This is a genomic window from Nosocomiicoccus massiliensis (genome assembly GCF_000438455.1).
GTDB lineage: Bacteria > Bacillota > Bacilli > Staphylococcales > Salinicoccaceae > Nosocomiicoccus > Nosocomiicoccus massiliensis.
The window spans coordinates 1-11,804 of the sequence record NZ_CAVG010000152.1 but is presented as its reverse complement, the minus strand read 5'-3'; the positions used below and the strand labels follow the sequence as shown (position 1 = coordinate 11,804).

Genomic DNA, 11,804 nt, shown 5'->3' with positions numbered 1-11,804 from the left:
ATTTGGAGTGTTAAAAGCACAAGGATTTACTAACGGTGACCTCGCAAAAGTAATGATATCACAAACGTTTATTCTATCAGCAATTGGTACAATTATTGGATTATTATTTACACTCATCACAGCGTTAGCACTTCCTGACATTGTTCCAATTAAATTTGAATATTCAACGCTTGCGTTATACGGTGCAATTTTAATCGTCGTTTCTTTACTCGGTAGTCTATTTTCAATATTTACAATAAGAAATATCGATCCATTAGAAGCGATTGGATAGGAGAATACTATGTTAAAATTTGAAGAAGTCTCAAAAGAATTTAAAGATGGTAAAGAAATTATTGAAGCGGTTCAGCCAGTTTCCTTAACTTTAAATAAAGGAGAATTAGTCGCAATTATTGGACCCTCCGGTTCAGGGAAAAGTACATTTTTAACGATGGCAGGAGCACTACAAAAGCCATCAAAAGGTATAATTTCAGTTGATGATGAAAAAATCACTAATTTAAGTGATAAAAAACTTGCAAAGTTGCGGTTAGAGAAAATAGGATTTATACTTCAGACGTCAAACTTAGTGGATTTTTTGACGGTGTCAGAGCAGTTTGAGCTATTAAAGAAATATAAAAAAGATGTTATATCTGATAAAAAATTAAACAAGTTACTTGAACGACTAGATTTAGACAAAACAAAAAATCAATTACCATCAGAAATATCCGGTGGACAGCGACAAAGATTTGCGATTGCTAAAGCGTTATATACAAATCCTGCGATAATATTAGCAGACGAGCCAACCGCATCACTTGATACAAATAACGCTTTAGAAGTGATGGAAATTTTACGTGAACTTACAAAAGAAAACGATAAAACAACGATTTTTGTGACACATGATAATCGTCTCATTCAATATTCTGACCGTGTATTCGAGATGGTTGATGGTAAGCTAACAGAGACAAAACAGTAGTATATGGAGGATATAGAATGTTTAGTGTGGATGAATCCTTGACCTTGAAAATAGTAATTACTATCTACTTTCTATTTTTAATAGTGATGACATTATTTCTTGGTCGTAAGGTGAAGACTTACGAAGATTATAATATCGCAAGTAGAAATGTATCGATGTTTCCGCTGATACTGACATTTGTTGGAACAGGTGTCGGTGGTGCGACACTTTTAGGGTATACAGAAAATGGTCGTGTACTCGGAATGGGACAAATGTGGATACATATAACGATGTTATTTGCGGTTATTGTACTTGCTGCATTATTTCTAAAGAGGATTCGTTTAATCGGAGAAGAGTACAATATGGTCACAATTGGAGATTTCACTGCTTTGAAATACGGTGAATCGGCAAGAATCCCAACAGCAATTAGTTTCTTGTTTGCATATTGTTCAATGACAGGAATGCAGTTTGTTGCGATTGCATCTATTTTAAATTTAACAATTGGCTTAAATATGACTGTAGGAATTATTTTAGGCTGGCTATTCTTAAGTTTTAAAACATATGTTGGAGGATTAAAAGTTGTCGTATGGCAAGATGTTATACAAGGACTTTTACTTACAGGCGGTATTTTTATTTTGCTTATAGGAGTACTGCAACAATTAGATAGTTATAGTCAAATGATTATAAATGCAGAGTCAATGGGTGAAAAAGCAATGCTTAGCGTTACGAATATAACGCCGAAAGAAATACTCGTTTACCTATTAACACTTGCATGCTATCAATTTATTAGACAAGATGTATGGCAAAGAATATGGGCAGCAAAAAGTTTAAATACAGCGAAAAATGCGTATTGGATCTCAATGGTTATTGCGATTCTTTTAGGTGCTATTACGATATTAATCGGTATTTATAGTAAATATGGTTTAAACTTAGAAGTAGAAGAAACGTCGCTGACGTTCTATTATGTCGTACAATCGGTATTTCCGTTCTCTCTTGTTATATTTATGATTGTAATATTACTTGCCGCTGTGATTTCAAGTGCGGATTCGTTCTTTATTGCAGGTTCTTCATCTGTCGCGAACGATATAATTAAACCGAACGTCAAAACAAAAGATGATAAAAAGATGCTGAAATATAGTAGACTGTCAGTTGTTATTGTTTCTGTAGTATCACTCATTATGGCTTTAACGATACCAGGACTTGTCAATTTAATGGTTACAGGTACAGCAATGTCAGTATCAGGATTACTTGTTCCTGTTACAGCAGGATTATTTATGAAACGTGTATCAAAAGTAGCAGGACTTTACTCAATGTGGGCTGGGCTTATTACTGCAATCATTTGGCAGATACTTAGCCATCCATTTGGACTCCATCCAATTATGATAGGATTACCAGTTTCACTAATTGTATTTATATTAGTTTCAAAAATGAAAAAAGAAACAACGCCTACCGTTACCAATTAATAATGGTAGGCGTTGTTATATGATAAAACTCTTTCGGATAGTTGCAGTTAACTTTAATTGACTTCGTCAATTAAAGTAACGCATAGCGTTATAAATTCTCTGCCTCTTCTAAAATATAAAGTCTGAGTCGATCGATTGTTTCTTTAATATCATCTTCTGTAGTTTCCGGATGAATCGTACAGAGACGGAACACTTTTTTATTGTTTAGTGTCGTTGTGTATGCGACTGCGTATCCTGAGTCTGCAAGTTTTTTAGCGGCGATATTATTTAAGTGGTCATTTTGTTCATCCGTAAATGAGTCGTTATAATATCTAAAACTTAATATCGCAAGACTTGGTTTAGATATAATCTCAAAATTCTCTAATGACGTAACATAATTTTCTGTGAAGTGAGCGAGTTCTTGGCCATAGTCGATACGTCTTCTAAACTCGTCTTCACCAACAACTTGTAACGTTAACCATAATTTTACAGCACGTGCTGGGCGCGTAAGTTCGATACCGAGCATCTCTGGATCGATAACGTCATCATCTGATGTGATGTCGTCAAGATACTCTGCTTTTTCACCATAACTGTTAATGAGGTTGTATTTATCTTTTACGATAATCATTGCACAACTATACGTTTGGAAGAGAAGTTTATGTGCATCCCAGGTAACGCTATCAGAACGTTCGATCCCTTTAAATAACGCCTTACCTTTTGTAGATAATAAATGTGATGCACCGTATGCCCCATCGACGTGCTGCCAAATATTATGTTCTTCACAAATATCAGCAATCTCATCGAAATCATCTACTGCACCTGTGTTCGTTGTACCAGCAGTTGAAATAACGAGTGCCGGTATAAATCCATTTTTCACGTCTTCCTCGATTGTTTCTTTTAAATGAGTAACGTTCATTGTAAAGTCTTCGTTATGATCAATGATACGTATATTATCCGTAGGGAATCCCGCTACATGTAACGCTTTACGACCTGAGTGGTGCGTTTGAGACGTTAAGTAAACGGTAGTTTGAGTGAGTTTGTCTAGCGTTACTTTTGCATCACGTGCTGTAACGACAGCCGTTAGATTCGCCATTGAACCACCAGATACAAAGACGCCCCCGCTTGGCTTCACTTCGTAACCTATTTTTTCTGCAAGATAGTTAATTAAGTTACGCTCGATACTAATTGGTAACGTCGCGTTTTTAAAGTTCGAAGCATGGATATTATTTGCAGTTGTTAAAATATCACCTAACCATGATAATCGTGATGCTGGACCAGGGATAAACGAAAACGCACGTTTATGATTTGGACGATATAAATAAGTTAAAACTTCGTTGTTTAACTCCGAAAGTACTTCATAAATATCCCTTCCAACTTTTGGGACTTCCATCTTTTCATACTTTTGAGTTAATTCTTTTGGTGCTTGTACAGTCGCTGGTAACTGACTGACGTCTCGATTTAAATATTTGTTGACCTCATCTCGAATTATCGTTTCTAGATCAAGGTTAGTTTCATTAAATGTCATTATGTTCACCCTTTCGTAGTCATAAGTAAATTATAACTGACTATGATTTGTTAAATCTATGAATAATAAGATGTATAATAGTTTTAAACATTCTGTTTTTACTAAAAACTATAGGAAGATACGCTAAAAAATGCTAGAATAGAAATAAGACTGTATGTTTTATAATTAATATATTGTAAAGGAGTAATGAAATTGTTCGTTTTAGGTGCAGTAACAGATTGGCTTGTTATGGGATTCTTTATTGCGATTCCGGTATTCATGCTCTTTTTCCTAGTCGCACTCGTGCTTGAGGAAAATAGTTACAATAAGAAGAAAAATAAATAATCCGTCTAATGAAAGTTAGAAGATACTCCCCATAAAACATGCAGCACGCTGTATTGCTTTACGGGGAGTATTTTTATATTAAAAATTCGGGAGAAAACGATGAGAAAAATTATATTATCAATGTGTTTAATACTCATCGCTGGTTGTTCAGCACAACCGGACGAGAAACCAAAAGAAACATCTGAAGAAAAAAATGAATCAATTGTTGAAGAAATTATTGATCTTGAAGAAGATTTATATCAATTAGAGAAAAACAAAGATACGCTTAAATCTATAAAAGAGATCGACAAAGAAATTAACGAATCATATTATAACGATAACTATACGTACGATAACCCTTTTATACGAGTAGATCCGTACGGTAATAGTCCGTTATCCGCATATGTAATGTTTAATACAGATGAACCGACGAAAGTAACGTATACCGTTATAGGAAAAACAGAAGATACGTCTTATACTTATGAGTCACCAAACTATGAAGTACGTCATCAAATACCGATTGTCGGTTTGTATGCAGGAACAGTGAACGAAGTTTTAATTACTGTAACAAATGAAAATGGGGAAGAACTTGAACACCAAATAGAAATTGAAACAGATGAATTAGATGAAGACTTCTACACTGTTGATACTGTTAAAGAAAAACAAATGAAAAGAATAGACGAACTGACTTATGTAAAAGCAGCAACTGGAGAATTGTTCGGAGTAGATCATGCAGGAGATATTCGTTTCGTACTTTCAAATATTTCGACTGAAGTATTTGAAATCATTGAAGAAACGGGTCACTTTATTTTAAATGTAACGCATGACGATACAAATGCGATATTCAATGAGCTGATTGAGATTGATCCAGTCGGGAAAATATATCGTGCGTATACTTACTCGCAGTCAAATTATGACGGAGAACGACCGCTTCATAACGACGTTATAACGCTTGAAAATGGCAATATACTGCTACTTACGCATAATAATGTTGATGAGCATAACTATGATGCTATGATAGAAGTTGACTGGGACAACGGTGAGATCGTGAATAGTGTTAATTTTAAAGAGGTATTCCCAGAAGCGTTATATAAGTATCACGTCGGTGATGATTGGTTACACGTAAATAACGTCGACGTATCAGACGATTCATTAATCATTTCTTTCTTAAATCAAAATATCATTGCAAAAATGAGTTATCCAGAAAATGAAATAGAATGGATAATCACACGAGACGATCATTGGCCGAAAGAAGATGATGGTTTAGGTGAAAAGATTTTAAGTGCTGAAGGTGTCGACTTACCGATGTATCCATATAGTATCGAAGTTTTACCAGACCAAGATAATAATGTTTCTACGACAGATATATTAGTATTAGATAATTACGAGAGCGATATAGATCAATACAGTAGAGTGATTCAATATCGTATATACCAATTAGAAGATAGAATTGAAGAGATTGACTCGTATCGTGAGCCGTTTTATAACAACGGAGGTAGCGTATACTTTGAAGAAGAAAATAATCGTGTGTTCGTAACGTCTTCAATGTCGAGTGAAGAGAACCGTATCACTTCTAACATTGTCGAACTCAGTCATGAAAATAATGATGTTATATCTGAAATGCGTATTGAACGACAGAAAGGCGATAACCATGATTCTATATATCACGTGTATCGCATGCCGTTACTATCAGAAAACTATATCGTTGACGTATTAGTCGAGCCTGAAGAGTAATTTATAAGCAAATTTAATAATTGAAACGACAAAATTTAGTATATTGGTATTTAGGAGTGATTATATGAAAAATGAACTATACGAATCTATTAAAAATAAGGATTATCATTTAATTAGAGAAAGTATTTATAGTATCGCGATACTAGATAAAAGACCTGCGACAAAAGGCCATATTTTAGTCATGCCGAAGATGCCGGTTGAAACATTTGGCGATATCGACAATAAAGTCGTACGCGGAGATCTAATGGCACTCATGCATAAAGTTGCGACGAAAGATATGGATAAAGATTATACAATCGTGTGCCATAACGGTGAATCTGCTGGCCAAACGGATTCACAAGTACACTTTCACTTTATCCCAAGAGATGACAATGACAATTTAAACTTTGATCTACCTCATGACACTTCAATTAATGTAGATGAGGTTTTAGAAGATATAAAAGCGAAAAGAGCAGAAAAATTAAAATAACGAGAAGGAAACCCTTCTCGTTTTATTTTTGTTGAAAAATAGAACATACGTTCGTATAATAAAATCAAGGAGATGGTAAATATGATCCTCGATTATAGAAATATTCCATACGAACAACTCGATTCAAACATCCCTATTGGCCGAGGGATGATTAAGTGGATGCCGTTTGCAACGATGCCTGAACAATACGAAAATGTAAATCAAATGATTCAAAATCAATTAAAAAAAGAGTATCCAAAGTTAACAGATGATGCACTTCAACATAATGAGCGCATGTTGCAATCATTGCTCGGTAAAAGAGCGATTATTCGATACTGGGCGAATGGGTATGAGATGATGATCGAATGTACGGTAGAAAGTATTATCAAGGAAACGAACATGATTATGGTGAATAAAGATGGTTCTCTACTCCCGATTTATTTTTATCACATTTATGAGGTTGAACAAGGTAGTAATTTATGGGCATAAAAAAGTGGCACCTTTCAGGTGCCACTTAATTTTTCTATGACTCTAATCGACTGAGTCGACTTGTAAGAGCTTTGTATTTTGGTGATTTTTCTTTTATCCAGAATAGTAATAAGATAAATAACATCGCACTCACAAGCATTGCGAGTAATACGTAGATGACTGTACTGAATTCGTGGTCGAATGCTTGGTTGAATATTGCTGTTCTGTAACCGATGACTGTATAAGACATTGGTAAGAATTCATATAGTTTTTGGTAAATCGCGTTTGTCGTTTCGATTGGGAATGTTCCCCCACTCGCTGATAATTGGACAATGAGTAAGATGATACTTAAGAATTTACCGAAGTTACCGAATAAAGTAACTAACGCACCAATCATCGTAATAGATAATAACGCCCATACATAGTTGAGTAAGAAGAATCTCCAGTGACTACCGATATCGACTTGCATAATGAAGTCAACGACGATCGTAATGAGTGATGAGATAATTAATGCATGTACCATATATAGGAGCATACGACTAATCCATGCTTTAAATACACCGGTATGTTCATCAAATATTTTGTTGTTTGGATAGACGACGTTAAACGTAATTGACCCAATGAATAAGCTGATTGCAACGATTAACGGTGCAAAGCTTTGTCCGTAGTTTTGAGTCTTAACTACGTTATTCGTTTCTAAATGAACGGGTTGTGCGATAGCTTTTGCACCCGCTTCAGTAAATGCTAGGTTTTCTTCCTCGATTTTATCGAGTACTTTTTTAAACTGCGTATTTATTTCGTTTAATGAGTCTGAAAGCTGTTGTGAACCTTGTTGTAACTCACCTAAACCGTTATTCAACTGTCCGATTCCATTCGCTAATTCGTTCGCACCATTTGCTGCTTCGCTTGCTCCTTGAGCAAGTTGATTTGCTCCACCACTTGTTTCGCCAGCACCTTGCTCTAATTGACTTTGTGCTTGGACAAGCTGTTGTCCTGAAGGACCTAGGTTTGGTGCAATTTGTTGAAGTTGCACAGTCATTTGTTGCTCACCTTGGTAGAGTTGACCTGCTCCTCCACTTAACTGATTTGCACCATCATTGAGTTGTCCGATACCATTGTTTAATTCATTTGCTCCTTGAGAAAGTTGCCCTGAAGCGTTGTGTGCTTCAATGAGACCAGCATTTAATTCATTTACTCCGTCTGTCAGTTGCTGAATTGCATCTTGTGCGTCTTTACTGTCTGTCTCTAAAGAGTTTAGTTGATCGACAATCGCTGTAATATAATTATCTGTAATTTCTTTACGTACTTCTTCGATAATGAAATGTCCTGCTTGCTCTGACATGAGAGAACCAATGAAGTTATGACCAGGGTTTAAGTTCAGAGACATTTCAACTTGCTCAGGATTATCTGTTAAGAAGGACATCGCTTTTTCAGACGTGTCTTCAGGAATCACGATATATCCGTACGTATCTCCTTTTTGTAACGCTTTTTTCGCAGTATCTAAATCAGTGAACTGCCAATCTAAGCGATCTTCCTCTTTTAATTCTTCTACTAAAGAATCACCGACATGGATTTCCTCGTGACCTTTGTCTTCGTTTACGATGTGAAATTTCATCTCTTCAGTATTTTCATATGGATTCCACATTGCACCTAAAAAGGTAACAGCGTATATAAATGGAAGTGTTGAAACGACTAGAAGAGAAATTAGTAACACAGGCGTTTTCCGTATAAACTTAAAATCTCTTAACATTTAATCACCTTTACTTTTTAATTTCTGTCAAAATAATGTGCACTGAGTACAATAAAATATTATAATACGCAATGAGTCGAATTACAAGAATTTTAATCAACATAGTGTATAATATTATACAAAGAATAAAACAGGAGCGATAGAAATGAAGAAAATGGATTTGCGAGTGATCAAGACGTTAAAACGTATCGATGAATCAATCGTCGAGCTACTTCGTGAGAAAAGTTTTGAAGATATCACAGTAAAAGACATTTGCGAACATGCGATGATTAACCGTGGAACATTTTATAGCCATTATAAAGATAAGTACGATCTCATTGACTCATATCAAAAAGAGTTAATCATTGGTGTGGAGGATGTGCTATATAGAAGTAAGGAAGTAACTCAAAAAGAAGAAGAAATGAAAGAGATACTTGAGGGGTTATTTGTATATATCGAGGATCATAAAGATAAAATATTTGCAACGGCGATTGCGGTCGGTCGATTACAATTTATAGAGGAGTTCTCAAAATATACGTATAAATTTTATGAGGCGAAACAAAAAGAGTATGGTATTACAATCGCTGAAGATAATTTTAGAAATTATCTCATTACGTATATGTCGAATGCACATATCGGCATTATACATCGCTGGTTAGAAGGTGGTTGTAAAGGGTCACCAAAAGAGATGGCTAATATCGTAGAGACAATCACAGTGAACGGAATTTTTAAATCACTCTTAGTAAATGAAGAAGTAGTTATATAAAGGAGTGCCTAGAGGCGCTCTTTTTTATATACATTTTAATTATTCAAAAAAATTAAAATCTTTTAACTATTTTATGAAAAGGTGTTGTAAACGGAAAGAAAAAGGTATACGATACTTAAATGACTCATATCAATTTTATAAAAATGAATGTCAAAAATAAGAAAAGGAGGAGTCAATATGTCCAACAATGAAATGGACCGTGGTCTAAAAGCACGTCACGTCTCTATGATTGCGATTGGTGGTGCGATTGGAACAGGGTTGTTTGTCGCGACTGGTGGTGTAATATCTCAAGCTGGACCCGGAGGGGCTTTACTTGCATATGTAATTATCGGTGTCATGCTTTACTTTTTAATGAGTACAATCGGGGAGCTTGCGACATTTTATCCAGTGTCAGGTGCATTTAGTGCGTTCTCGACGCGTTTTATCGATCCATCGGTTGGGTTTGCAATCGGATGGTTGTATTTAATTATCGGCGTATTAGTATCTGCGGTCGACATAATCGTTGCTGCAAACGTAATTACGTTCTGGGAAGCGATGCAGTTTCTTTCACCATTTGGCTGGAGTATCGTATTTTTCATTATCATCGTATTACTAAATATATTTACAGTAAAACTTTATGGTGAAGCGGAATATTGGCTTTCTCTTATAAAAGTTACTACGATTTTTGTGTTTATCGTATTCGGTGTATTAATGATTTTTGGAATCCTTGGCGGTGAAACGTACGGTTTTAAAAACTACACAGTTGGAGAAGCACCGTTCGTTGGTGGCTTTGCAGGATTCTTTAGTGTACTACTTATAGCTGGGTTCTCTGTCGGAGGTACTGAAGTTGTTGCGGTCACTGCTGGAGAATCTGACGAACCAGAAAAATCGATGCCTAAAGCAGTAAAACAAGTATTTTGGAGAATACTCATATTTTATATCGGTTCAATTGCAGTCATTTCAGCGATTTTACCATACACAGATCCGATGTTATTAAACGAAACCGGATCAGTAAACCAAAGTCCATTTACAATTGTGTTCGATAGAATTGGTATTGCATTTGCTGCGTCAGTTATAAACGCTGTTGTTTTAACAGCATTACTTTCAGCATCGAACTCGATGTTATACACAGCAAGTAGAATGCTATATTCACTCGCAAATAATAAACAAGCACCAGCATTTTTAGGGAAAGTTAACGAACGCACACGTTCTCCACTTTCAGCGGTCATTACAGTAATCGTTGCCGTGTTTTTAATTATTGTATTTTCTAATTTCAAAGAAAATGCGATTTTCTTCCTGTTAGAACTCGTTGGATCGCTGATCATTGTGATTTGGGGCTCTAATGTTTGGGCGCAAATTCGATTACGTAAAGCGATAAAAGTACAAGGTAAAAAAGTAGAAGACGTCTTACCATTTGTTGGTAAAGGCTATGTATTCGGTAAAATAATAGTGGTTTCAGTGCTATTATTACTATTCGTTGGTGGAGCTATTCCGCACTTATTAAACTTAGACTTTAAAAATGTCTTTGGACATTTCTTACCATTTATATTATTTGGAGTAGCAATTGTTATTCATAAATTAATAACAGGAAGTAAGATGGTCAAGCTGTCGGAGATAAACTTAGAACGAAAACGCACAGAATAAACTTAAAGAGTACTGATTAGTCAGTACTCTTTTTTTAGAGGTGAAACGATGATTATTACAACTCCGTTAAAGTACGATGCAGCATTGCGCGAGGAGACTATTGAGTTAGGAAAAAAGCACAATATAGAATTTGTTGAGCGTTATAAACAAAGCGTGAAACAACTAATGTCTAGAAGTAACGATATACTCATTATCGGAAAAGAAAAAGTGCAGTATATATCTAAAGAAGGTACATTTACGTATCACCCGAATTTTGCGCAAGTCCGTTTGCGACGTATATTAAAAGGGGAAGACGATCCGTTTTTAGAAGCGACAAATTTAACGAGTACTGATAAATTTCTCGACTGTACGATGGGACTCGCATCGGACAGTTTAATTGCAGCTTATGTAACGGATAGTGTTACATCACTTGAGTCTGTCTGTAGCATATATTTGACTGTATCAATAGGGTTAATGAAATACCGCTATACGTTACAGCAATTAGAGAATGCGGCAAAGCGTTTAACGACATATAATATAGACGCATATTCATACTTAAAAGAACAGCCAGATAATAGTTACGACGTCGTCTATGTCGACCCGATGTACGATGAAGCGGTACAATCTGAAGGTATACACTCGTTAAAGCAACATGCAAACTACGCAAGTTTAACTGAAGATTTAATCGAAGAAGCAAAACGTGTTGCAGCTAAAAGAGTTGTTTTAAAAGCACATTATAATAGTCCCTTATTTAAAAAATTTGGATTTATGCAGTGTATTCGTAAAAACACAGTATCGCATTACGGAGTTATACTCACATCATAGAGAATTAATATTCCATTCATACATATATTAATAG

Annotated in this window: 12 protein-coding genes; 10 read left to right on the top strand and 2 right to left on the bottom strand. The window is 35.4% G+C overall.

Annotated features, from left to right (window positions below):
- The 3 genes from TJ68_RS08015 to TJ68_RS08005 form a co-directional block, all read left to right on the top strand.
- A partial coding sequence (locus TJ68_RS08015; RefSeq protein WP_148449695.1) for an FtsX-like permease family protein occupies positions 1–271 on the top strand: 271 nt, incomplete at its 5' end.
- A gap of 9 nt (positions 272–280) precedes the next feature.
- Positions 281–949, top strand: coding sequence for an ABC transporter ATP-binding protein (locus TJ68_RS08010; RefSeq protein WP_040929627.1), 669 nt, complete (start codon positions 281–283; stop codon positions 947–949).
- Positions 950–1,035: 86 nt separating this feature from the next.
- Positions 1,036–2,391: a sodium:solute symporter family protein gene (locus TJ68_RS08005; RefSeq protein WP_238316073.1), complete on the top strand. Its 1,356-nt coding sequence runs from the start codon at positions 1,036–1,038 to the stop codon at positions 2,389–2,391.
- A gap of 88 nt (positions 2,392–2,479) precedes the next feature.
- Here the strand turns inward: TJ68_RS08005 and TJ68_RS08000 are convergent, their stop codons facing one another.
- On the bottom strand, positions 2,480–3,895 hold the full coding sequence (locus tag TJ68_RS08000; protein ID WP_040929625.1) for a pyridoxal phosphate-dependent decarboxylase family protein: 1,416 nt from the start codon (positions 3,893–3,895) through the stop codon (positions 2,480–2,482).
- 186 nt (positions 3,896–4,081) lie between these two features.
- Here TJ68_RS08000 and TJ68_RS08445 point away from each other — a divergent pair, with 186 nt between their 5' ends.
- From TJ68_RS08445 to TJ68_RS07985, 4 genes are all read left to right on the top strand, one after another.
- Complete coding sequence (locus TJ68_RS08445) at positions 4,082–4,219, top strand: hypothetical protein (protein ID WP_155974679.1); 138 nt, start codon at positions 4,082–4,084, stop codon at positions 4,217–4,219.
- A gap of 99 nt (positions 4,220–4,318) precedes the next feature.
- Positions 4,319–5,932: an aryl-sulfate sulfotransferase gene (locus TJ68_RS07995; RefSeq protein ID WP_040929624.1), complete on the top strand. Its 1,614-nt coding sequence runs from the start codon at positions 4,319–4,321 to the stop codon at positions 5,930–5,932.
- Between the two features lie 64 nt (positions 5,933–5,996).
- Positions 5,997–6,401 (top strand): HIT family protein, encoded by a 405-nt coding sequence (locus TJ68_RS08210; RefSeq protein WP_052327393.1) that lies wholly within the window; start codon positions 5,997–5,999, stop codon positions 6,399–6,401.
- 81 nt (positions 6,402–6,482) lie between these two features.
- Positions 6,483–6,869, top strand: a complete 387-nt coding sequence (locus TJ68_RS07985; RefSeq protein WP_052327392.1) for a YolD-like family protein — start codon at positions 6,483–6,485, stop codon at positions 6,867–6,869.
- A gap of 34 nt (positions 6,870–6,903) precedes the next feature.
- Here TJ68_RS07985 and TJ68_RS07980 read toward each other — a convergent pair whose 3' ends face one another.
- Positions 6,904–8,598: a YhgE/Pip domain-containing protein gene (locus TJ68_RS07980; RefSeq protein ID WP_040929622.1), complete on the bottom strand. Its 1,695-nt coding sequence runs from the start codon at positions 8,596–8,598 to the stop codon at positions 6,904–6,906.
- A 145-nt stretch (positions 8,599–8,743) separates the two neighbouring features.
- Here TJ68_RS07980 and TJ68_RS07975 point away from each other — a divergent pair, with 145 nt between their 5' ends.
- The 3 genes from TJ68_RS07975 (at position 8,744) to TJ68_RS07965 (ending at position 11,770) form a co-directional block, all read left to right on the top strand.
- Complete coding sequence (locus TJ68_RS07975; protein WP_040929621.1) at positions 8,744–9,343, top strand: TetR/AcrR family transcriptional regulator; 600 nt, start codon at positions 8,744–8,746, stop codon at positions 9,341–9,343.
- A gap of 177 nt (positions 9,344–9,520) precedes the next feature.
- On the top strand, positions 9,521–10,966 hold the full coding sequence (locus tag TJ68_RS07970; protein WP_040929620.1) for an amino acid permease: 1,446 nt from the start codon (positions 9,521–9,523) through the stop codon (positions 10,964–10,966).
- 48 nt (positions 10,967–11,014) lie between these two features.
- On the top strand, positions 11,015–11,770 hold the full coding sequence (locus tag TJ68_RS07965; protein WP_052327391.1) for a class I SAM-dependent methyltransferase: 756 nt from the start codon (positions 11,015–11,017) through the stop codon (positions 11,768–11,770).
- Positions 11,771–11,804: the final 34 nt, after the last annotated feature.